Here is a 22,531-nt window from a genome sequence, read left to right on the forward strand (position 1 = left end):
TTTTGCAGGCCCTCCCGCCACTTCGCCCAGTTCCGCAGAGTTTGCAAACTACCCTCTTTTACCCCAATAAACCCGGCAAAGATACTGGTTATGGCGATGTAACGTACCGCACGTCCCCTTAAGTCGGGCTTCACAACCATTGTGGATCTGTGAGCGCGTATCCTAGTAAGCAAACTGTGCAGACCCTTATACAGGAGGTTTAAATGGCCGAGAAGGACGCCACCAAGGGCGACTCCAACTTCCCGCTCATCCGCGACGGCGTTGCATCGTATCTTCACGATAATGATCCAGAAGAGACCCGCGAGTGGATGGATTCCCTCGATGGTCTGCTGGAGCACTCCGATCCGGAGCGCGCACGCTACTTGATGCTGCGCCTGCTCGAGCGCGCTACCGCTAAGCGCGTTGAACTGCCTTCGTTGACGTCCACGGACTTCGTCAACACCATCCCAACCTCCATGGAGCCAGAGTTTCCTGGTGACGAGGAACTGGAAAAGCGCTACCGCCGCTGGATCCGCTGGAATGCGGCCATCATGGTGCACCGTGCACAGCGCCCAGGAATTGGCGTAGGTGGCCACATCTCGACCTACGCGGGTGCTGCCCCGCTCTATGAGGTGGGCTTGAACCACTTCTTCAAGGGCAAGGATGATCCTTCGGGCGGCGACCAAGTCTTTTTCCAAGGCCATGCCTCACCGGGCATGTACGCACGTGCTTTCATGGAAGGCCGCCTGACTGAAAAGGACCTTGATAGCTTCCGCCAGGAGGTATCCCGTGGCGAGGGCGAGGGGCTGCCGTCCTACCCGCACCCACGCCTGATGCCATGGTTCTGGGAATTCCCCACCGTGTCCATGGGCTTGGGCCCGATTAACGCTATCTACCAGGCACGCTTTAATAAGTACCTGGAGACTCGCGGCATCAAGGACACCTCCAAGCAGCACGTATGGGCTTTCTTGGGCGATGGCGAGATGGACGAGCCAGAATCTCGTGGCCTACTGCAGATCGCGTCGCTCTACGAGCTGGATAACCTCACCTTCGTGGTCAACTGCAACCTGCAGCGCCTCGATGGCCCGGTTCGCGGTAATACCCAGATCATCCAAGAGCTAGAATCCTTCTTCCGCGGTGCCGGCTGGGAGGTCATCAAGGTCATTTGGGGTCGTGGCTGGGATAAGCTGCTGGAAAAGGACACCGAAGGTGCCTTGGTCAACGTCATGAACACCACCTCTGACGGTGACTACCAGACCTTCAAGGCCAACGATGGCGCCTATGTGCGCGAGCACTTCTTCGGCCGCGATGAGCGCACGGCCAAGCTGGTAGAAGACATGTCCGATGATGAGATTTGGGCACTGCGCCGCGGCGGCCACGATTACCGCAAGGTCTACGCCGCCTATGCTCGCGCGCTGGAGAACAAGGGCACCGGCAAGCCAACCGTCATCCTCGCGCACACCATTAAGGGTTACGGCTTGGGCCACAACTTCGAGGGCCGCAACGCTACCCACCAGATGAAGAAGCTGACCCTGGATGACCTGAAGCGCTTCCGCGATAAGCAGGAAATTCCTTTCTCCGATGCGGAGCTGGAAAAGGATCCATACCTGCCGCCGTACTACCACCCAGGCAAGGACTCCCCGGAGATCAAGTACATGCTGGAGCGTCGTAAAGAGCTCGGCGGCTTCCTGCCGGAGCGCCGCGAGGACTTCACCCCGCTGGAGGCACCGGCTCTGGACAAGCTGCGCTCTGTACGCAAGGGCTCTGGCAAGCAAGAAGTAGCCACCACCATGGCCTTGGTGCGCACCTTCAAGGAAATTATGCGCAACAAGGAGCTGGGCAAGCGCGTCGTGCCGATCATTCCGGATGAGGCCCGCACCTTTGGTATGGACTCCTGGTTCCCGACCATGAAGATTTGGAACCCCCGCGGCCAGAACTACGTGCCGGTGGACCACGACCTCATGCTCTCCTACCGCGAAGCTACTGACGGCCAGATCATGCACGAGGGTATTTCTGAGGCCGGCGCCGCTGCCTCCTTTACCGCTGCGGCAACGTCCTACGCTACCCAGGGCGAGGCCATGATTCCGCTCTACATCTTCTACTCGATGTTCGGCTTCCAGCGCACCGGCGATGCCTTCTGGGCAGCCGGCGACCAGATGGGCCGCGGCTTCATCATTGGCGCAACCGCCGGCCGCACCACCCTGACCGGTGAGGGCCTGCAGCACATGGACGGCCACTCCCCTGTCTTGGCTGCGACCAACCCGGCCGTGGTTTCTTATGACCCGGCCTTCGGTTACGAGGTTGCCCACTTGGTTTCCCGCGGTATTGAGCGCATGTATGGCAAGGACAACGAGGCCATCATGTACTACCTCACCGTCTACAACGAGCCGGTACACCAGCCGGCCGAGCCGGAGGATTTGGACGTGGAGGGCCTGCACAAGGGCATCTACCACTTCAATACCGCAGAGGGCGGCTCCATTGCTGCCAATATCTTGGCTTCCGGTGTAGGCGTGCACGAGGCGCTGCGCGCACAGCAGATGCTTGCCGACGACTTCGATGTCAAGGCCTCCATCTTCTCCGTCACCTCCTGGAACGAGCTGGCCCGCGACGGCGCCCGCCGTAACAAGGAAGCCCTGCGCAAGGGCGAGGAGCCGAGCGAGGCTTTTGCTACCTCCCAGCTCAAGGGCTACGAGGGTCCGTTCGTTGGTGTCTCTGACTTCACCACCGAGCTGCAGGAGCAAATCCGCCCGTATGTCCCAGGCACCTACATCACCTTGGGCGCGGACGGCTTCGGCTTCTCCGATACGCGCGAGGGCGCTCGCCGCTACTTCAATATCGACGCCGAGTCCATCGTCGTCGCAGTGCTCGATGGCTTGGCTCGCGAGGGCAAGATTGAGCGCTCCGTTGTGGAGAAGGCAGCCAAGGATCTCAAGCTGGATGATCCGACCGTGACCACCCACATCGAAGACTAATCCCCGCTTTGGTGCTGGCTAGGCCCGCGCCACGCGCTACAAGAAAGGCGCCGCCGGCTTCCCCGCCGCGGCGCCTTTTGCGTACCCAGCCAACGGGCTTATGCATCCGGCCCGTCTATATCGCATCAAGGACGCGGCCAAGGGCCGCGGAGATAGCCTCGGGGTCTTCGAGGATCACCATGTGTCCGGAGCCTTCCACCGTCTGCAGGTTCGCGGCGGGCCAATGCTTACAGAGCACCTCGGATTGTGAACGCGGGGTGACAATATCGGCGGTTCCGACTACCACCTCGCCCTTGAGCTTCGCCAGCCGTGGGGCGGCGCCGTACTCGGCGTGTTCCAAAAGGTCGTCGAAGAAGCCGGAGTAGGAGGCCAAGGGGGTATCGAGAAGCATGGCAACGTGAAATTGCAGCTTCTCCATTTGTGGAAAGCCGGCCAAGGTCGCAGCAAAAAGTGGCGCAATGAACCGGGCGGCCTCAAAGCGCGCGCTATCGACGCGACCAGGCAGGCGCAGACAGAGGCGGTAGAGCGCATGCAGAGATTTCGACTGCAGAATCTGCGCTACGCCCTTTGCTGCAAAGCGGCGCATCGAAGTTGAAATTAGCAGCGCGCCCTTGATGCGCTCATAAACCTCGGCTGGAGCACGGCGGATGAGGTTTAAGGCAACCATGCCGCCCAGGGAATGGCCGACGATGACCAGGTTGCCACGGGGAGCGCGCTCTCGAATGACGGCGAGGACGTCGTCAGCCGCCGTATCAACGGTGCACTCCTCTGGGGCGACCGTGGAGGACTGGCCGTGCCCGCGCAAATCCACCAAGAGTGCACGCGCATTGCGACCGCGGAGATAATTGGCCTGGTCATAATAGGCTTCCGCGGATAAGCAATAGCCGTGAATGAAGACCACGGTTACTGGCGCGTCTTCGCGCCCCACCTCGTACCAGGCAATATCTAGGCCATCGTGTTCCACAGTGCCGGAAGCGCTGACCTGGGTAAGGCCCGGCTCGGTGGAGGGATCATGCAATCCGCCATAGAGTTTTTCTAGCTCGGCGCGGTGCGAGGGGCGCAGGCGCTTGAGCCAACTACGCGCCACAACGGAAGAACGTTTTCTCAATGCCATAACGGGATCAATACTAGACTGGTGGGCATGGCAAACGACCTCAGCGCCCAATTACAGGCAAAGTTCAACGCGAGCGCGCCGGAAAAGGAGCCGGAGCGCGATACGCTCGGCCAGCTCCTCGCGCTCATAAACAAGGTCACCGGTACCGAGGAAGATCTGAGCCGGGATAAGCGGCTGAAGGATATTGGCGTCGAATCGCTAGATCTAGTGGAGCTGACCGTGCGCGCGGAAGAGACCTTCCAGGTGCGTTTTTCTGAGGAAACGATGCTCAACTGCGAAACCATCGGCGATATTGCCGAGTATGTGGAGGACCACCAATGATTTCTTATCTATCCGATATGGACGGCGTACTCATCAAAGAAGGCGAGATGATCCCTGGCGCCGATAAATTTATCCAAGCGCTCAAGGATAATGACATCGAGTACATGGTGCTGACCAATAACTCCATGTCTACTCCACGGGATCTTTCTGCCCGCCTGCGCAATACCGGCTTGGATATTCCTGCCGAGCGCATCTGGACCTCCGCCACCGCCACCGCGAATTTTCTTTCCAGCCAGGTAAGCTCCAGCAAGGCCTATGTAGTGGGTGAATCCGGCCTTACCACCGCCATGCACGAGGCTGGGTGGATCCTTACCAACGATGACCCTGATTTTGTGGTGCTTGGTGAGACCCGCACCTATTCTTTTGAGGCCATCACGAACGCGATTAACCTCATCCGCAATGGTGCTCGTTTTATCGCCACCAACCCAGATGTCACCGGCCCTGCCCCAGAAGGAGTATTGCCGGCCACCGGTGCCGTGGCTGCACTGATTACCGCCGCCACCAACCGCGAGCCTTATTACGTGGGCAAGCCCAACCCAGTCATGATGCGCTCGGCGCTCAATCATATTGGTGCCCACTCGGAGCACACGGTGATGATTGGTGACCGCATGGATACAGACGTTAAGGCCGGTCTCGAGGCCGGCATGCGCACTGTATTGGTGCGCTCCGGCATCTCCGATGACCGAGAGATTTCTCGCTACCCCTACCGCCCTTCTGCCGTGCTGAAATCGGTGGCCGAGCTGCCGGACAAAATCTTTGATCCCTTCGCCGAGGAGGAATAGGCCGCCCTCAACCGGCCCTACTTATGGCAGAAGGAAAAGGGAGGGTGGACCAGCAGCTGTTGGTCCACCCTCCCTGTGCTTTCTACGGCAGGCGCACGGCAGCAGTAAAGCCGTGGCGCTGTGCAAGGTAGCGCACGACGCAGTCCAGCGCATCTAGCTCTTCGCGGGTGCCGGTCAGCACCTGGTGGCAGCCAATACCGCTGTCTGAGTGGGCACAGGCTTTGCCGCCTCGAGCAAGCGCCGCGACAGAAAGCCCATCCCGGAACCAGCGAGTGCACCACTGAGCGGTCAGTGGGTCATCGCCCGGAATGATAAATTCCGACTCGGTACGGATGCACCGATCCATGGCGCGTTCAATCTCCGAGCGCAGCGAGCGCGGCATCCCGGAAATCTTGAGCACACCGGTAACCACGGTGGCACCACCGTTGACGGAGGGCCACGCGGAGGTGGAGGCCGGCTGTTCAACCGGCGCAGGGTTAACGCACGTATTCATAGCCGATTCTCCCTCGACATAGATCACCACCGCACGAGGCCTGCCGGCCCGGCGCGATGCAAGACGAGCTTCGTCTTCCCCAACGAACTGTCTGATGCGTCTGCACACAATTTTCCTGCGTCACACCTCCCCCTACAACCCTCAACTTTCACTTCAACCCCCGTTTGCTAAACCTCAACCCCAGGTACAGACTGGGACTAAAGTTGCAGGTGAAACCAGTGTTATTAATGTGAAACTTGGCCTTTTCTGTGAACTCCCTAGGCTTGTTCTATATTCTCCACCAGACGGCCTGCTCATGGGCGCGAAAACCCTATTTGACTTACCTCCAACAGCGGCTAGTTACAGGCACGCCGCGATCCCAAGTTTTATGGCCCCTACCGCACAAAAATCCTCGATTTTCCCACCCTGCGGGGGAGCCTTCCACCGTGCCGCTTCCCCGATAAAAGGTTATAGACACGCGCTAGCGCACTGGAGGCGCTAGCTCCGCCGAGCCCGGACGCCTACAAGGCGTTCCAGATGGAGGTATTCGTATCGTGCCAGAGTGGCTTGCACCATTCGCCAAAGTCACGGTCCGTGAGCGCCACCATGGCATACTCGCCGGCCACCCAGAGGTAGGTGCCGGACATGCCAAAGTGACCGACGGCGTCGGCAGGCAGGGCACCCATCCAGTGTTCTTTGTCGCCGTGGATTTCAAAACCAAGGCCCCAGGTACAATCTTTAAAACTGCCGTAGCCCGGGACAATGCCGCGCAGGCCACCAAAATGGACGCGGCGCATATCGGCCACGGTGGATGGGTGCAGCAGCTGCGGATCCTGGACTTCCGCAGCAAAGGCCGCCAAATCTTTCACCGTGGAGACCAAGCCGTGACCGGCCGAACCTTCGAGACGAGTGGAATCCATGCCCAACGGGGTAAGTACACCCTCGCGTAGGTACTCGGCAAAGTCCATGCCCGTGGCATCGGCCACGGTATCTGCGGCCCACTCATAACCGGCCGAGGAATAGATGCGGCGTTCGCCTACCGGCTTCTGCGGCTCTCGGGAGTCAAAGGAAATGCCAGAGGCGTGTGCAAGCAGGTGTTCCAGGGTCGAGCCCTCCGGACCGGCCGGCTGCCCCAATTCCACCGCGCCTTCTTCCACGGCAAGCATCACGCCATAGGCCGCAACCAGCTTGGTCACCGATGCCACTGGAAACTCGCGGGCGGTATCTCCTACCGTTTCTATGACCTCGCCGCGGTGCAGCAAAGCACCGGCCACCGTATCCGCGGGCCATTGGCTGATCTGGCTAAATTCACTCATGCCCTCCAGCCTACTGAGCCAAGCCCGCCCAAGGCCCGCACTCTAGGGCCGGGCGAAGGGCAAGGAAGTTAACCGCCAGTTAAGACAAAAAGAACTCTTTATGTAATTGGCCTAGGATCGCTTGCACAGGCGGCAAACATGACGAAGCTTTAAATCATGCCTAGTAATTCTCAGAATCAGTCCGCTTCTGCCCGCGGAAACGTCAATCGCCGCCGCTTCCTGCAAACCACCGGCACCGCCGGCGCCGCCATCGCTTTGTCCACCGCCGCCGCCAACTCTGCCAATGCCCAAAGCAGCCTCTCCCCGCGCGTGGAGCAGCACATGGTAGAGCCCCAACTGGGCGAGCGCCCCTTCCTCCACGGCGTTGCCTCGGGCGATCCTATTCCGGATTCGGTCATTTTGTGGACCCGCGTAACCCCGGATGCCGATGCCATGCCGGGATCCGGCCTGGGCGAGGCCACCCGGGTGGAGTGGGAAATTGCCAAGGATGAGGGGTTCGGGGACGTCGTCAAGCAGGGCGAAGTGACCACCGACGCCAACCAGGACCACACCGTGCACGTGGATCCGCACGGCCTAGAGCCGGAGACCGTGTACTTTTACCGCTTTAAGGCGCAGGATAAGTACTCGCCCATTGGCCGTACCAAGACCGCCCCGGCGCTGAGCGCCTCCCCAGAAGAGCTCACCTTCGGTGTGGCTAGCTGTGCAAACTGGGAGTCCGGCTTCTTTAACGCCTATGGCGATATTGCCCAGCGCGGCCGCGCCGACCAGCTGGATTATATGATCTTCTTGGGCGACTATATCTACGAATACCCGCAGCGCGAGTACGCCGGTAATGGTCCGGTGCGCCTGCACCACCCTGCGCACGAGATTATCTCGTTAGAGGATTACCGGATTCGCTTCGGCCGCTACCGCACCGATGAAAACCTGCAAGCCGCACACGGGGCACTGCCGTGGGTTGTGGTGTGGGATGACCACGAGGTGGCCAACGATAACTGGCGCGAGGGCGCCGAAAACCACACCGAGGGCAAGGAGGGCGCCTTCCTCGACCGCCGCAAGGCCGCAATGCAGGCCTACTTCGAGTGGATGCCGGTGCGCGCAACCAATCCTTCCGAGCAGGGCCACCTCTACCGCAGCCTGACTTTTGGTGACCTGGTGGAACTAACCATGATGGACCTGCGCACCTACCGCGATGAGCAGGTGCGCTTTGGCCCGCACAAGATGGCCGCAGAAGGCCGCACGATGCTCGGATCCGAGCAATATAATTGGCTGCTCAATAAGATTGAGACCTCTTCTGCGAAGTGGAATATGCTGGGCAATTCCGTCATGTTCTCCCCCATGAACCTGGCTACCCTGCAAAAGGATGACAAGACCAAGCCGGTTTCTTCCTCGCTGTCTTCCAATATCACCGGCATTCCGGTCAATGGCGACCAGTGGGATGGCTACTCTGCAGAGCGCCGCCTGCTTATCGACGCCCTTTCCAAGCACGATGCCCACACCCTCTTTGTCACCGGCGATATCCATTCCGAGTGGGCGCATAATATCAGCAAGGATGGCCGCATCTTTGGCGCCGAGCTGGTCTGCGCCTCCGTTTCTGCGCCCAATGTCAACGAGCAGCTCAAGCTGCCGGAAGGCAACGAGCTTTCCAAGCTTGCCGAGCGTTACCTGCTAGGTGCCAACCCGCACACCCGCCACGTGGACTTGGACCACCACGGCTATAGCTTTGTAACCGTGCGCCCGGATTCCGCAGAAATGCACTGGCTGCGTGTGGATAACCTGCTGTCCGCTAAGTCCCCGGTGCGCGAGGCTGTGACCATGACCTGGCGCCCAGGCAAGGGCTATACCAAGTAGTTGTAAGTTCTGTCACATGACAGGCACTTGGTGTTAACGAACGGGTAGTACACCTTCGATAGGCATAGTGAAAGACCCTCTCTGGGGAATTTCACTACCTATCACTCTGATGCCTCTCGGCCCCCCCTTTATGCCGCGGATTTTTCCCTAGTCCGCGGCATATTCATAATCAATGTAGCCACGCTCGCCGCCCAGGTAGAACGTATCCTGGTCCGGCTCGTTGAGCTCCAAGCCCTCACGCCAGCGGCGCACTAGGTCCGGGTTGGCGATGAGCTGGCGGCCCACCACTGCGGCATCCACGTAGTCCAGCTCGATTTCACGTTGCGCATCTTCCTTGGAAGTCACCGTGGGGAAGCCATCATTCATCAGCACCTTGGTCACGCCATTTGCGCGGGCCTTTTGCGCCAGCGTGGCGATAAGCTCGCTTTCCGGCTCGCCGTGTAGCAGCGACACATAAGCCAGGTTCAGCGACGCCAGGGCATCGAGCAGTCCGCCGTAGGTGGCCAGCATGTCGTCCTGGTCATCCTCGATAACACCCTGCACATTGTGCGCCGGCGAGAATCGCACACCGACGCGGTCGGCACCGATTTCCTCCGCCACGGCGCGGATGACCATCTCCGGCAGGCGCCAGCGATTTTCCGGGCTGCCGCCGAATTCATCCTCGCGCTTATTGGACGAGGCCGCCATAAACTCGTGCAGCAGGTAGCCATTCGCGCCGTGGATTTCCACGCCGTCAACGCCGGCATCGATAGCCCGGCGCGCACCCTGGCGGAATTCCTCCACGATGCGCGGCAGCTCTTCCTTCTTCAGCTCCCGCGGGACCGGCGCATCCATTTTGCCGGAAAAGCCACGCACGGTTCCGCCCCAATCGAAGGAGCTCGGGGCCTCTGGATCTGCACCGTCAATCAGATCTGGGTGGCTGGTGCGGCCACCGTGCATGATCTGCATGAACAAGGTGCCGCCGGCCTCGTGAACGCGGTCTGCTACCGCACGCCAGCCTTCCGCCTGCTCCTCGGTGGCAATGCCTGCCTGGCCTGGAAATGCGCGGTTGGCCCACGCGGGGAAGGTGCCCTCCGTGACAACCAGCCCGGCCGTGGCACGCTGCGAGTAGTACTTCTGGTGCAGCTCGGTAGGTATTCCGCTTTCACCCGCGCGCTGGCGGGTCAACGCCGCCATGGTCACGCGATTATCTATCGTGTATCGGCCAAGTTCCAGAGGTTCAAAGAGTGAAGTCATGCCAAGTGCAACGCGCAGCCGGCTCGCACTATTTCATCTTTGCCACACAAAATCATTCCTGCACGTCAAGAGCTACGACATGAGCGTTCATGCCGGCTTTGCCAACCACAATAGGAAGCAGTGGTCGAAATGGAGGGCACATCCTACTGACGAGGCTCTGCCGGAATCTCTGTGCCTGCGCTACCGGCCGTTCCGGAAGCTTGGGCGCCGTCGCCGGCGTCGCCTCCCGCAGTGGGCGCAGTGCCGGCGCCGGTCCCGGAATCTGTCCCCGCATTGCCTGCACCATTGGCAGCGCTCGGAGCCGGGGAGGCATTACCAGTAGCGCCTGTTCCCTGCCTGCCGCCGGCAGGCGTATCAGTCACGCCAGTGTCATTAGTGCCCTGTGGGTAGTCGGTCTCCGTGGGAGCGGCACTATCTTCCGTTGGTTCGGACTGTGTACCGGTCTCGGTGGTTGCTGGGGTGGGTTGGTTTGAGGGGGCGTCGGAAAGCTGTGAGGAGGAGGTTTCCTTGCCGCTATCGCGCCAGTGCTCGGGCGAGAGCCAGCCCGCGTCCGCATTTTCGGGATTGCTCGAGGCCAAGGCCAAGGCACCGACGACAAACAGCGCGAGGACAAGGCCCGTGGTGGAGGCGCGGACTCGGCCGCCGAATGTCGCGATCTTTTGGAACTTGCTATTGGTCTCCAAGCCACGCCAGATGCCCTGGGAGGGCTCTGGTTCTTGGTCGTCCGCATCAGACAGCACGGGTTTTCCGGGGCCGTCGCTATCCGGGCCATCCACCTCAGCGTTCTCGGTGGCGGCACTGCGCTCCACCTTCGTCTCAGGGTGGGAGCCCTCCCCTGCGGTGGAAGCATCCTTTACGGATTCTTGAGCCGCGGTATTTCCCTGCGGTGGGGTCAGCGGGCGCTGCAGTTCATCGAGATCGGTCACGTTGTAGTGATCCCAGAACTCCGAGAGCAGCGCCGAGCGAATGGCGCGTTCCACTGCCCATTGGCGGGCCGGGTTAACGGTGACCAGCACGCGGTAGGTCACGTGCCACGACTGGCCGGCGGCCTGCGGGGCAACCAGCTGCGTGGCTGGCAGCACCTCGAGCTCGCCGTTGACATCCACGGCGATGGATGGCTCTTGGATGGCCTGCTCGGAGATGGTGCGCACCCGGCGTGTGATCTCCGGAAGGGTCTCGCCTTCTTGCACGGGCACGTCGAAGTTGACCACGGCACGCGACCATTCCTGGGAATAGTTTGTTACCGCCCCGGCAGAACTATTGGGCACGGTGACGAGCTCGCCGGTGGGAGTGCGCACCTTGGTGGTGCGCAAAGTCAGCATCACCACGGTGCCTTCCACATCGGTTACGCCATCAAAGCTGACGTAATCGCCTACACCGAATTGCTTTTCCGAAAGGATGAAAAAGCCGGAGAGGAAATCCGCAATGATGGACTGGGCGCCAAAACCCACGGCGGCCGAAACTATCGTCGCCGGCACCGCCGCGCCTACCGCAGGAACACCGATATTGGTCAGCGCCGCCCAAATGATGAGGAAGTACGCGATGGCCTGCACGATGTAGACCAACGCACCGGTCAGCGCCAGGCGCGCCTTGGTGGATTCTTCATCTTCATCGAGGCGGCGCTCTATGATGCGGATCGCCAGCCTGCCGATGCGTGGGATCAAAATGCCTATGAGCAGCAGCGCGATAAGCGGTAAGCCGTGGTCAACGAAGATGCTCCACAGCTCGTAGAAGTAATACTTCAGGTTCATGCCTCTACCGTAGGTGGCGGAGCTGAAAACTGGATGCCAGTTCACTGCCAGCCACCATGCAAACACTCCCCCCTCGCACAGCCCGTTTCCCCCTATGCCCTGCACAGACTCCGGCACCCGCCGCCTTGTTTAGCTACGGTATGGGGCATGAAGAAATCATTCCTTATTCCCTTCTTTTCCCTAGCCCTTTTTGCCACCGGTTGCGGCGGCAGCGACGAGACCGCCACCACCATTTCCACGGTGAAAGAAACCGTTACGGAAACGGCCAATGAAACGAGCTCTACAGAATCCAGCACCGAGGAAACGTCCACAGAAAAAACGACCACGGAAGTAGCAACTACAGATGCCGCGCAGCACGCCGAACCACAAACAGAAAATCAGGAAGCCGTGCAACCGCCTACCGAAAACCGGCAGCAGGAAAACACCGCGCAGTACCAATGCGCGGACGGCACCTGGGTGGAGTTTGCCGCGTTGTGCAAGGAATCAAACGCTCAACCGCCAGTACAAGCGCCCAATGGGCCGAGTGCGGAGTGTCCGGCCTACCTGTGCGGCTATGGCAACGATGCCAACGGCAACCGGAATAAGAGCTCCGGAGAAATCCAGACCCAATATGGCTGCGAGCAAGGCTATATCACGGACCCGCAGGTTTGCGGCGCGGTTGGGCGCTAAGCCGCCGCGCTAAAGAACCGCGGGCTAGTCGCGGGAGTCATAGCGCTTCATGAGGCGATCAATGAGTTCATCCGTAAGCTTGTCATCTTCCAAAATGGCATCAAGGAGGCGTTGGGATTCCTCGTGGGAGGCCTGTTCCTCCTCGGTGTAGGAATCACCGGTGAGGTCCACGCCGAAGTCCGTATCATCGCCTTCTGCTACCACTGTGCTGAGCTGATCCACATCGGATTCGAAGGACTCCAGAAATTCGCTGGCCTCTGCGGCGGCTTCTACGCGCCGCTTACCAGAGCGCACTTCCTTTTCAATGCGGCGCTGCAGCGCTGCCTCCATCTGGCGGTGGCGCCAAGAACGTAGGCGGTGCGGCTCGAGGCGGCGGCCGACGGCACGGCTTTTATTCTCGGCCTTTTTCGCAAGGACCTTCACCTGTGCGGCGGTGTCATTAATAGGTGCCCAGTCTTGGTAGGCCGGCACGCGCCACCCCGCCCAAATGCCCAGCAGCGCCAAGAAGATGGAGACCAAAGGTCCAATGATCATGCCCACGGCCATCATGTCGAAATGGTGGCCAACCAGCACAATAATCGCACAAGCCACGGCCGGAATAACTGTTGGCTGGTTATCACCAAATACGCTCGGCTCGCGCCCCATCACGATGTCACGAATCATCGAACCACCTGTGGCGGTAAACACGCCCATCATGATGCAGGGAATAAGCGGCAGGCCGTAGGTAATAGCCTTCACCGCGCCGGTGGCGGCCCACAGGCCGGAAACGACGGCGTCGCCATGCGCTTGCAGATAATCCCAGGTCTTGCCTTTGAAGTACACAAAGCGAGCAATCAGCGCGCCGGTAAAAGCCAAGTAGAGGTATTCCGGCTGGCTCATTGCCGCGACGGTGCCGCGGTTAATGAGCACGTCGCGCACCATGCCGCCGCCTAGCGACGAGAACATCGCAATGAAGAAAAAGCCGATGATATCGTAGCCACGCTTGCGCGCCATAGTGCCACCGATGATTCCCATCAGCAGCACACCACTGATATCGGACCAGCGGTAGAGAGATTCAATGAGCGGATCTACTTCAACCATATAGTTATTAGACTTCACCGTCCGCCCTTGCGCAATCAGCACACCCATATGCGCAGATAAGCACAAGAAGGCGCCAGCACTGCTTGCCGACGCCTCCCTATCACCGTGGGGCCAGCGGGGCTCGAACCCGCGACCAACGGATTATGAGTCCGTAGCTCTAACCGACTGAGCTATAGCCCCACGCAGATTGCACGCCCACTTGGGCGACTCTCTGCCCTGAAAAGATTAGTCAAAGAGCGGCCAAAGACCAATTTGCCCCCTTCGCTATTGAGTATTTGTACGCTTCCTACCCCCTGCGGGTAGAAGTTAATTATGCGCAAACTACTCTCTTCTCTCATTCTCGTCTCTGCTCTCACGCTTACCTCCTGCTCGGATAGCGGTAGTGACAGCTCAAAGACGAGCGACTCCAGTAATTCCGCGTCCGATGCACAGGCCGATGCGAAGTCCGTAATTGGAACGTGGAAGCAAGAGGACAGCGCTTCTGAAGATGGCTGGATGGAGGCCAGCATCACCGATGACGTCATCACCATCGAATGGGTCATGGACAACGGCGAAAATCGCATGATCTACTGGATTGGCACTTTTGACGCTCAAGCCGCCGCATCCGGTGAGACCGTTACTTCAAACCGCGATGCCGTTGCCACCGACTCTGAGTGGATGGCCGCTGGGTCCGACAAGAAAGATTTCTCTATCGATGACGACGCCTTAACTTTCAAGGTCGCGATTGAAGATAAGGAATTCACCACACACATGAAGAAAGTGAAGGATGATCCGACAACCATTAGAGAGCTAAAGAGCACGGATTTTGGCCAAACCTTTAAAAATGGAGTCCTGGATGTTCCAGCCGCCAAGTTCGAAATAACCGATCACCGTGTTATCAAGCCCGGTGAGCCTGGTAATGAAATAGGTGAAAAGCCACTTCTCGTCTTTAACTATGACGTAACCAATAAAACGGATGAAACTCTAACCACCACCGACTTTGTCGTGTACTTCACCGCCATCCAAGACAATGATCCGAATAAAGTAAACGAGCTCGACCTCGGTTCCTATATTGATCCTGAAACTGACGATACTCAGCTTGAGCAGATTAAAAAGGGAGGCACTGTCGCTGGAACCATAGCCTACGAGCTCGATGATCTAACTACCCCTGTGGACCTTGTTGCAACTAAGTCCTTCAGCCAAGATGAAATCGGACGCCAAACTTTCGAGCTCAATTAACTGCCCGTATACAACGCGCTTAAATCTCCCGTTCTAGCCGATACAGGAAGCGAAGCCCGCCGAGATACAACGCCCAAAGGAAATCGAGCCCATTTCTCACTGAGGCAGGCAGTACTTGACAGGCGTAGCCAGGCCCCTCCTGTATCCAATGGGAGGGGCCTGTTGTAGTGCGCAAAGCAGCACTTTAGCTGTGTTTCTCCCCGCGCCAGCGGGGATTTCTCATTTCCCTTCCCCTTAGCACAGGTCCATTTCCAGGTCCGGCCTTTCCGAGAACACACGGTCCCCTTTGCATTGCGACCACGCTAAAGACCGATAGAGCCAATTCGACCGCCCCTTGAGCGGTTGCAACTCCCCCAGTGCAAACGTTACCCCTGCATTTACCTCCCGTTTCTCCACGGCATAAAATCAAGAGTGACATTGACCTTGATGTCACAGCATTTGTGATGGGAGATACATATGACGACACTAGATTCCCTCTTGGTGCCCGGTGCCGTGGACTTGCACGGCACCGCCAAGGACTGGCGAGCAGCTATCCATCTTGCGGGATCGCTGCTTGAAGAAGCTGGCACGATAACCGCAGACTACACGGAAGCAATGGTGCACTCCGTGGAAGAAACGGGCCCATATATTGTCGTGGCTCCCGGTTTCGCTTTTGCGCACGCGCGCCCTTCGGAGGCGGTAAAAGAAACCTCACTGTCGTGGGTGCGCCTGGATAAGCCGGTGGAATTCGGGCATGATTCCAATGACCCTGTAGACCTCGTCGTAGCGTTTGCCGCACGGAGTGACTCCGAGCATCTGCAGGCGATGAAACAGCTCGCAAAGCTGCTAGCCACCAAACGCGACGAGCTTGATAGCGCAGAATCTGAAGAGGGGCTCCGCGCAGTCCTCACGGCATCGACGTCGAGTAAGAAACGCGCAGCTTCCACAGCAACGTCGGGGCCAAAGGCGCAACCAGCGAAGCAAACGGCCGCCGATTCTGTTGCCTCCAAAGGAAAAATTCTCACGGTATGCGGCAACGGGCTAGGTACGTCATTGTTCCTCAAAAACACCCTCGAGCAGGTGCTCGATGAGTGGGGTTGGGGTCCTTACCTCACCGTGGAAGCTACAGACACCATCTCTGCCAAGGGCCGCGCAGGCGAGGCGGATTTCTTGCTCACCTCCGGCGAAATTGCCGCAACGCTTGGCGATGTCGGAGTCCCCGTCTACGTCATCCAAGACTTCACCTCTATGCCTGAAATCGATGGGGCTCTGCGCGAGCTCTATGACATCTAAGGAGCATCCTCATGGACTTTCTTCTTGCTATAGCGAACTTCCTGGTAAATGAAATTCTCTCCGTGCCAGCGTTTCTCATCGGCATCATCACTGCGGTGGGTTTGGCAGCGATGGGCCGCGGTACCGGCAAAACCATTGGCGGCGCCATCAAGGCCACGCTCGGCTTTCTCCTTATCGGCGCTGGTGCAGGCCTAGTCACCGATTCTTTAGAGCCGCTGGGGGCCATGATTACCGGCGCCACGGGCGCCCAAGGCGTGGTTCCGACCAATGAAGCCATCGTAGGCATTGCGCAGGATCAGTTCGGCAGCCAAGTCGCTTGGATCATGATCTTAGGCTTTGTGGTTTCGCTGCTGCTCGCCCGCTTTACGCCAATGAGCTACGTGTTTCTTACCGGTCACCATGTTCTCTTCATGGCGACTCTTCTCACCATGGTGCTTGCACCAGCCGGGTATTCCTCGTGGATTGTCATCGCCTTCGGAGCAGCGCTCCTTGGCATTCTTATGGTTTCGCTCCCCGCCATCGCGCACCCATTTACCCGCCGCATTACCGGCGATGACTCCGTGGCCATCGGACATTTTGGCACTGCGGGGTATTTGGCTGCGGGCGGCGTCGGCAAGCTGGTGGGCGGCAAGGGTAAGAAAATGTCGCCCTCCACTGAGGACCTGAAATTGCCGGAAGGCCTGCGCTTCTTGCGCGATTCCATGGTGGCAACCGCGCTATCCATGGCGCTGATGTACGTGGTCCTCGCCGTGCTCTTCATTGCTCGCGCCGGTTCCGAGGAAGCCTTCACGGCCTTTCCAGATGGCGCCACTAATGTGAGCAATTTCTTGATGCAGTCCGTGACCCAAGGACTCCAGTTTGGCGTAGCCGTGGCCGTCATCCTGTTTGGCGTCCGCACCATCCTGGGCGAGCTCGTGCCTGCTTTCCAGGGCATCGCAGCCCAGGTGGTGCCCGGCGCGATCCCTGCACTGGATGCCCCCATCGTCTTTCCTTATGCCCAGAACGCAGTGCTCATCGGATTCATTTCTTCCTTCCTCGGCGGACTTGTCGGCCTCGCCGTCCTGTCTACCTGGCTCAATCCAGCCTTTGGCATTGCGCTGATTCTGCCCGGTTTGGTGCCGCACTTCTTCACCGGCGGTGCAGCAGGCGTTTATGGCAATGCCACCGGCGGCCGCCGTGGTGCCGCGCTCGGTGCTTTTGTCAACGGCCTCATCATTACTTTCCTGCCGGCATTCCTCCTCGGTGTCCTTGGTTCCTTCGGCTCTGCGAACACCACTTTCGGCGATGCCGATTTTGGCTGGCTCGGCCTGCTGCTGGGCTGGTCTATTCATGCCGACGGCGCACTGGGCCTCGTCTTCATCGCCCTTATCGCACTGGCTATTTTGGCTTTGGGCTGGGTATGCCAGCGCACGCTTGTCGACGCCCACTGGGACCCCACTCCCCACCGCCCTTCCCTCACCAGCAACGCCGATGCCGCCGCAACCAGCGGTGCAGCCGGCGCACCCACTTCCGCCGGCACAGCCACAAAGTACCCGAAGGTTCTGCCACCCGAAGGTGCGCCAGTTCCACCCGCTCGTATAGACCATTAGCCGCGCGCCACACCCCGAAGGGCGCTACAGTATCCCTATGCAACGCCCTTCCATTCTCCCTCTCGCGTCCGTGCTCCTCGCTACCGGTCTTGTGCTAAGCGCCTGCGGCTCCGGTTCAGACTCCAACTCTGATTCCACCCCAACAGAAGAGCCAGCCTTCTCCACTGCGCAAGATAGCAACTCCCCGGCTGGTGACAATGCAGAAGAAACCAGCCCGGAGAAGGAAACGAAGCAACGTCGCACCGAAACGGTCACCAAAGAGGCAGCCCCAGAGCAGCCCACACCACCGGCCGGCGGCAAACACAACATCCATGTAGGCCAGATTGGCGGCTACTGCGGTACATCTTCATCAGGCGATTCCATCGACGCCGGCGATGCGACTTCCTGCGAATTCGCCGCCGCGGTCTTTGATGCCGCGATGCAGGCCAGCTACACTCTGCGCTCCCCAGATCCCACGGTGACATCGGTATACCACGCGGATGTCTCCGCCAGCAGCCCGGTGACCAAGCAACCCTATGACCTTGACTGCCGCATGGGCAGCGACCAGCGAGTTCTCACGTGCGAAAGGCCCGGAGACAAAACAGTTCGCGCCTCATTCGAAACCGCCGACAAAAGCATATGGTCCAGGCGCGTGGCCACGACGAACTAAGCCCCCCTACCTCACAAAGTCTTCTTCGGACGGCCACGGTAGCTCCACGTCGACGGGAGTAGCGGCAAGGACATCGAGAGACTCTTTAAATTCCACTAGGTCGAGGCCCAACTTCTCATAAGCCTCGGCCATTGCTTCGGGGATGCACTCGGCGCGGGAGCGCAGGGCGTCGCCGTCGGCGGTGAGGCTAGCGAGGGTGCGGCGCTCGTCGGCGGGATCACGGCGCCGCTCCACAAACCCCTGCTTTTCTAGGCGCTTAAGCAGCGGGGTAAGCGTGCCGCTATCCAGACCGAGGCGGGAATCAATGAATTTAAGTGGCACCGGTTCGTCGGCCTCCCACAGCACCAACATGACCAGGTATTGGGGGTAGGTCAGCCCCAGCTCATCGAGGAGTGGCCGATAGGAACGCACTACCGCCCTACTCGCACGGTAAATCGAGAAGCACAGCTGACTATCGAGAGAAAGGTAATCAGTGGGCGCGTCATTCATAGCCAAAAGTATAGACGTCAAGAAAACATTGCCCACAATTTAATTGTGTACAATCAAAATTAGATATTAAAACCGGATTGTAAAATCGAAAGGAGCAATCATGGACGCCATGTACACCACCGAGGCACTAGCCACCGGAGCAGGCCGCAATGGCCACGCCACCGTCAAGGACTCTGACCTCGACTTCACCCTGGCCATCCCGAAGGAAATGGGAGGCAGCGGCGAAGGCGCCAACCCAGAGCAGCTTTTTGCCGCCGGCTACGCCGCTTGCTTCCACTCCGCTCTGCAGGCCGTGGCCCGCAACCAGAAGGTCGAGTTGGGTGACTCTGCGGTGGGTGCACGAGTGGGCATCGGAAAGCAGGGCGAAGGCTTCCAGCTCGCAGTGGACCTGGAGGTTTCCATCCCAGCTCAAGACAAGGCCACAGCCCAGCAGCTTGCCGACGCCGCCCACCAGGTCTGCCCCTACTCCAATGCCACCCGGGGCAATATTGAGGTCACCGTCAACGTCGTCGAGGACTAGAATTCTTGCGTACAATCGGCGGACGTACAAAGACCCGATAGAAAAGGAGTCATTATGGACGCCGTATACACCACCGAAGCACTGTCCACCGGAGCAGGCCGCGACGGCCGCGCCGTAGTCAAGGATTCCGATCTGGACTTCACCATGACCGCCCCAAAGGAAATGGGCGGCAGCGGTGAGGGCGCTAACCCGGAGCAGCTTTTCGCTGCCGGTTACGCCGCCTGCTACCACTCCGCACTCAAGGCAGTGGCCAAGGACAAGGGTGTTGACGTGGAGAATTCCTCCGTCGGCGCCCGCGTTAAGCTGGGCAAGAACGACGAGGGCTTCTTCCTCGGCGTTGACCTCGAGGTCACCATCCCAGGCGTTGAGGATGACAAGGCACAGGAGCTTGCCGACGCCGCACACCAGATGTGCCCTTACTCCAAGGCCACCCGCGGCAACATCGAAGTCAACGTTGGTGTTGCACAGGACTAATCCTTCAAGATTTTGTCCCAGCCCACGCCGCGCCAATGTGCGCCGCGTGGGTCCTCTTTTATGCCTGCTGGCACACCACCGGCCTACAGATGGAGAGATTCCAGTTCATTGCAAAGCGCATCAATCTGTGTCTTGGTGTGGGTAGCCATTAAAGTCACCCGCAAGATTGCGGCTCCGTGAGGTACGGTAGGCCACCGAATTGCGGGGACTATGAATCCTCGTTCAAGCAGCGCGGCGCTCGCTTCCATCGCTACAGATTCATCACCCACGTGAATAGGAATGATAGGCCCTTCTGGCTTCAAGGTTCCCCTGCGTTGATGCCAATAAGAAAAATTGTCCTGCAGACCGCCGACTAGATTCGGATTGGTTTCCAATAGGTTTACGCCCGCAATAATAGCGGCGCAATTAGCCGGCGTGGGCGAAGTGGAAAATACAAAAGAACGCGCTTGCTGGCGCAATAGTTGGGCTACTGGCTCGCTTGCTGCCACAAAGGCGCCTTCAGCTCCGAGAGCTTTACTGGCGGTAATGAGCTGAATATCGGGCCGAATGCCAAAGTGCTCTGGAAGCCCACGGCCAGTAGCTCCTATAGTGCCAAAGGCGTGGGCATCATCCACCATCAACCAAGCCCCGTGGTTGTCTGTGACTTTATATAGGTCGGACAAAGGGGCGAGCACGCCATCCATAGAAAACAGACCGTCTGTAACCACGAGTGCGTATTCGGTTGTTCTGGTGGATAAAGCCTTGTCCACGGCCTCTACATCGCGGTGCGGGGTCACAACCACGGTCGCGCCGTTCGCCTTGGCCAGCCTGCAGCCATCGATAATGCTGGCGTGATTTCGAGCGTCTGAGACAATAGTGAGCTCTGGTGACGCTAGGGCCTGCAATGTAGAAATATTGGCCTGATAGCCACTGGCAAAAAGCACCGCATCGGGATAGCCGGTGAAGCTTGCTACAGCAGCTTCCGCTTCTATGTGCAGTTTCCCCGAGCCAGTGGTCAACCGCGAGCCACCGGATCCAACGCCGTATTCATCGATGGCTTCTTTTGCCGCATGAGCGATGTCTGGGTGCTCAGCTAAGCCCAAATAGTTGGAAGAGCTAAAAAGAACCGCCTCGCGAACACGGTGGTCTCCCGCCTGCTGCACTATCGCGCTAGGGGTTTGCCCACTTGCAAAGACAGAAGGACTCCGCCGAAGTCCGTCCTCGTCCCATTTTTGAAGTCGAGCCTGTACGGCCTGTTCAAGGCTAGGGTTCATGCTATCGAGTTCACTTCTACTAGGACGGGTTGGCTTTCCAGATACTCAATGAGCGCTAAGACATCAGCTCCCGGCCGGATAATAAAAGCGCGCCCTCCAGCCCGCGAGCCAGGTTCTTTGATGTGCGGCACCCGATGATATGTGCCAGCCACACAAACATAGCCCGTGGTGTAGGCGGGGTCATCGGAGATGCACAGTTCCGCGAGAATATCTGGGTGCGCAGCAACTTTACTGGCAAGAATAACTGCCTCGAGAGCCGCGTTTTTACCCACGCTTTCCGTGGAAAAGGCCAACTTAGCACCGATATGGCTTACGCGTATCCCCCTTTGCAGATCGGGTTCAAGACGGTCGGCTTGGGCGGCGTCGATAAGCATGGCACCGCGCATATCGCGGACCTCAAAGGTTGTTTCAATGATGCGTTCCACATGTGGGGTATGACCGCGCAACAAATCCCGTATAACCGTGTGCGCGTGCTCCGGAGATTTCACGTCCAGGTTTTTAATGCTCACCTGGGGTACTCGCCAAATCTCTTCTTCCTTTAAGGCTTCTACCGTGATGGTTGTGTTTTCCGCGCTGCCTTTGGGGTGGTTAAGAGCGCGTTGCGCCAGGGCCGCACACGTCGCAGCCACGTCATTGGCGCTTACGATATCCTCCGCACCGGATATGTGCTGGCCCGCTGTGTCTGCGCGCATACGCACAGAGTAGAAATTCATGTATAGATGGTATCGAAGAGTTGAACACTGTTCAGCAGATATATGAGTTTATTTTTCGGCACAGCAGCCCTAACCCTGCTCGACATCGAGCGACGTCTGGTTAAGAAAACAGCTTTTAAAGAGTCCCCCTGCTACGTTCCGTTTGAGTAGATGGGAAAATCCAGACCAGTTGATCTCACTGGTTGAAGTGTCCCAGGTTTTGTTCCGTTTGAGTAGATGGGAAAATCTGGAATATGCCAAGAAAATTTGACCAGGATGCGAAGGATCGTGTGGTCCGTCTTGTAGAGGACCGCATCTTGGCGGAAAATATGTCGATGCAAGCCGCGTGCCAGGCAGTAGCCCCAAAGCTGGGGGTGTCATGGCACACAGCCCGTCAATGGACCCAACAGGCCCGCCGTGCGGGAAACATCCCAGAACCCGTGCCTGAAGATCTGGCCGCCGAAAACGCGAGGCTTCGCCGTGAAAATCAAGAGCTACGCGACACCAATGAACTTTTAAAGGCTGCCTCAGCTTTTTTCGCGTCGGAACTCGACCCAAAACGTCGGAAATGATCCGGTTCATCGATGAATACCGGAATCGTTTCTCTGTCGAGTTCATCTGTAAGACGTTGAAGAAAAACCGCGCTGGTGGGTTCATCACCTCGCGTGGGTATCGTCAGTCCAAGGCCCGTGGGGTAAGTGCTCGCCGCCTTCGTGATGCTGTGCTGGTTGAACGCATTAGTGCTATCCATCGGGATAATTACGGCATCTACGGTGTGCGGAAAATGTGGCATGCTCTTCATCGTGACGGAATCGATATCGGTCGTGAACGGTCG

21 protein-coding genes, 1 tRNA gene and 1 pseudogene are annotated in these 22,531 nt (G+C 58.7%); 13 read left to right on the forward strand and 10 right to left on the reverse strand.

Translation table 11 applies throughout. The annotated features are described in order from the left end of the window. The first annotated feature begins 203 nt into the window (after window positions 1-203). Window positions 204-2,951: a pyruvate dehydrogenase (acetyl-transferring), homodimeric type gene (gene aceE, locus WMQ00_RS11255; protein WP_200288829.1), complete on the forward strand. Its 2,748-nt coding sequence runs from the start codon at window positions 204-206 to the stop codon at window positions 2,949-2,951. Window positions 2,952-3,066: 115 nt separating this feature from the next. On the opposite strand, the gene WMQ00_RS11260 is transcribed toward aceE, so the two are convergent. After that, window positions 3,067-4,065 (reverse strand): alpha/beta fold hydrolase, encoded by a 999-nt coding sequence (locus WMQ00_RS11260; protein ID WP_023021128.1) that lies wholly within the window; start codon window positions 4,063-4,065, stop codon window positions 3,067-3,069. A gap of 27 nt (window positions 4,066-4,092) precedes the next feature. On the opposite strand from WMQ00_RS11260, the gene WMQ00_RS11265 reads away from it, so the two are divergent. Next, the gene (locus WMQ00_RS11265) at window positions 4,093-4,386 is read left to right on the forward strand and encodes an acyl carrier protein (RefSeq protein ID WP_023021127.1); all 294 of its coding nucleotides are present in this window, start codon (window positions 4,093-4,095) and stop codon (window positions 4,384-4,386) included. Next, a complete protein-coding gene (locus WMQ00_RS11270; RefSeq protein ID WP_023021126.1) occupies window positions 4,383-5,168 on the forward strand; it encodes an HAD-IIA family hydrolase in 786 nt (261 codons plus the stop codon). Before WMQ00_RS11265 ends, WMQ00_RS11270 begins: the two co-directional genes overlap by 4 nt. A gap of 82 nt (window positions 5,169-5,250) precedes the next feature. Here WMQ00_RS11270 and WMQ00_RS11275 read toward each other — a convergent pair whose 3' ends face one another. Both WMQ00_RS11275 and WMQ00_RS11280 read right to left on the reverse strand, forming a co-directional pair. Further along, entirely contained in the window at window positions 5,251-5,661 is a 411-nt protein-coding gene (locus tag WMQ00_RS11275) for a hypothetical protein (protein WP_051138330.1), read from the reverse strand. 500 nt (window positions 5,662-6,161) lie between these two features. Next, complete coding sequence (locus WMQ00_RS11280; RefSeq protein WP_200288828.1) at window positions 6,162-6,956, reverse strand: serine hydrolase domain-containing protein; 795 nt, start codon at window positions 6,954-6,956, stop codon at window positions 6,162-6,164. Window positions 6,957-7,112: 156 nt separating this feature from the next. Between WMQ00_RS11280 and WMQ00_RS11285 the strand changes: the two genes are divergently transcribed. Continuing rightward, the gene (locus tag WMQ00_RS11285) at window positions 7,113-8,804 is read left to right on the forward strand and encodes an alkaline phosphatase D family protein (protein ID WP_200288827.1); all 1,692 of its coding nucleotides are present in this window, start codon (window positions 7,113-7,115) and stop codon (window positions 8,802-8,804) included. Window positions 8,805-8,951: 147 nt separating this feature from the next. Here the strand turns inward: WMQ00_RS11285 and WMQ00_RS11290 are convergent, their stop codons facing one another. Together WMQ00_RS11290 and WMQ00_RS11295 are read right to left on the reverse strand one after the other, a co-directional pair. Then, window positions 8,952-10,040 (reverse strand): alkene reductase, encoded by a 1,089-nt coding sequence (locus WMQ00_RS11290; RefSeq protein ID WP_340441045.1) that lies wholly within the window; start codon window positions 10,038-10,040, stop codon window positions 8,952-8,954. A gap of 143 nt (window positions 10,041-10,183) precedes the next feature. After that, complete coding sequence (locus WMQ00_RS11295; protein ID WP_316360480.1) at window positions 10,184-11,791, reverse strand: mechanosensitive ion channel domain-containing protein; 1,608 nt, start codon at window positions 11,789-11,791, stop codon at window positions 10,184-10,186. A gap of 147 nt (window positions 11,792-11,938) precedes the next feature. Here WMQ00_RS11295 and WMQ00_RS11300 point away from each other — a divergent pair, with 147 nt between their 5' ends. Beyond that, the gene (locus WMQ00_RS11300; RefSeq protein WP_232212601.1) at window positions 11,939-12,460 is read left to right on the forward strand and encodes a hypothetical protein; all 522 of its coding nucleotides are present in this window, start codon (window positions 11,939-11,941) and stop codon (window positions 12,458-12,460) included. 24 nt (window positions 12,461-12,484) lie between these two features. On the opposite strand, the gene WMQ00_RS11305 is transcribed toward WMQ00_RS11300, so the two are convergent. Both WMQ00_RS11305 and WMQ00_RS11310 read right to left on the reverse strand, forming a co-directional pair. Next, window positions 12,485-13,540 carry a trimeric intracellular cation channel family protein gene (locus WMQ00_RS11305; protein ID WP_340441046.1) on the reverse strand — a complete coding sequence of 352 codons (1,056 nt, stop codon included), beginning with the start codon at window positions 13,538-13,540 and terminating at the stop codon, window positions 12,485-12,487. Window positions 13,541-13,646: 106 nt separating this feature from the next. Beyond that, window positions 13,647-13,720, reverse strand: a tRNA-Ile gene (locus WMQ00_RS11310). 132 nt (window positions 13,721-13,852) lie between these two features. On the opposite strand from WMQ00_RS11310, the gene WMQ00_RS11315 reads away from it, so the two are divergent. The 4 genes from WMQ00_RS11315 to WMQ00_RS11330 all read left to right on the forward strand — a co-directional run bounded on the left by WMQ00_RS11315 (window position 13,853) and on the right by WMQ00_RS11330 (window position 18,268). Then, window positions 13,853-14,758, forward strand: a complete 906-nt coding sequence (locus WMQ00_RS11315; RefSeq protein WP_340441047.1) for a DUF5067 domain-containing protein — start codon at window positions 13,853-13,855, stop codon at window positions 14,756-14,758. A 456-nt stretch (window positions 14,759-15,214) separates the two neighbouring features. Further along, window positions 15,215-16,030, forward strand: a complete 816-nt coding sequence (locus WMQ00_RS11320; RefSeq protein ID WP_239207489.1) for a PTS sugar transporter subunit IIA — start codon at window positions 15,215-15,217, stop codon at window positions 16,028-16,030. Window positions 16,031-16,041: 11 nt separating this feature from the next. Next, window positions 16,042-17,619 carry a PTS ascorbate transporter subunit IIC gene (locus WMQ00_RS11325; protein WP_340441048.1) on the forward strand — a complete coding sequence of 526 codons (1,578 nt, stop codon included), beginning with the start codon at window positions 16,042-16,044 and terminating at the stop codon, window positions 17,617-17,619. A 37-nt stretch (window positions 17,620-17,656) separates the two neighbouring features. Next, window positions 17,657-18,268: a hypothetical protein gene (locus WMQ00_RS11330; RefSeq protein WP_340441049.1), complete on the forward strand. Its 612-nt coding sequence runs from the start codon at window positions 17,657-17,659 to the stop codon at window positions 18,266-18,268. Window positions 18,269-18,274: 6 nt separating this feature from the next. Here the strand turns inward: WMQ00_RS11330 and WMQ00_RS11335 are convergent, their stop codons facing one another. After that, complete coding sequence (locus WMQ00_RS11335) at window positions 18,275-18,757, reverse strand: MarR family winged helix-turn-helix transcriptional regulator (protein WP_034655444.1); 483 nt, start codon at window positions 18,755-18,757, stop codon at window positions 18,275-18,277. A 100-nt stretch (window positions 18,758-18,857) separates the two neighbouring features. Here WMQ00_RS11335 and WMQ00_RS11340 point away from each other — a divergent pair, with 100 nt between their 5' ends. Continuing rightward, entirely contained in the window at window positions 18,858-19,277 is a 420-nt protein-coding gene (locus WMQ00_RS11340) for an organic hydroperoxide resistance protein (RefSeq protein ID WP_086587329.1), read from the forward strand. Between the two features lie 54 nt (window positions 19,278-19,331). Next, window positions 19,332-19,751: an organic hydroperoxide resistance protein gene (locus tag WMQ00_RS11345; RefSeq protein WP_023021112.1), complete on the forward strand. Its 420-nt coding sequence runs from the start codon at window positions 19,332-19,334 to the stop codon at window positions 19,749-19,751. 83 nt (window positions 19,752-19,834) lie between these two features. Here the strand turns inward: WMQ00_RS11345 and WMQ00_RS11350 are convergent, their stop codons facing one another. Both WMQ00_RS11350 and WMQ00_RS11355 read right to left on the reverse strand, forming a co-directional pair. After that, the gene (locus tag WMQ00_RS11350; protein WP_239207485.1) at window positions 19,835-20,893 is read right to left on the reverse strand and encodes an aminotransferase class I/II-fold pyridoxal phosphate-dependent enzyme; all 1,059 of its coding nucleotides are present in this window, start codon (window positions 20,891-20,893) and stop codon (window positions 19,835-19,837) included. A gap of 107 nt (window positions 20,894-21,000) precedes the next feature. Next, window positions 21,001-21,717, reverse strand: coding sequence for a 6-carboxyhexanoate--CoA ligase (locus tag WMQ00_RS11355; protein WP_340441050.1), 717 nt, complete (start codon window positions 21,715-21,717; stop codon window positions 21,001-21,003). Window positions 21,718-21,925: 208 nt separating this feature from the next. Between WMQ00_RS11355 and WMQ00_RS11360 the strand changes: the two are divergent. Both WMQ00_RS11360 and WMQ00_RS12040 read left to right on the forward strand, forming a co-directional pair. Continuing rightward, a pseudogene (locus WMQ00_RS11360) lies at window positions 21,926-22,268 on the forward strand (transposase). Further along, on the forward strand, window positions 22,265-22,531 hold a 267-nt coding region (locus WMQ00_RS12040), incomplete at its 3' end, for an IS3 family transposase (RefSeq protein WP_445293069.1). The pseudogene WMQ00_RS11360 and the gene WMQ00_RS12040, both read left to right, overlap by 4 nt.

This window comes from Corynebacterium sp. KPL2825 (genome assembly GCF_037908445.1).
In the GTDB taxonomy this organism is placed as follows: domain Bacteria; phylum Actinomycetota; class Actinomycetes; order Mycobacteriales; family Mycobacteriaceae; genus Corynebacterium; species Corynebacterium kefirresidentii.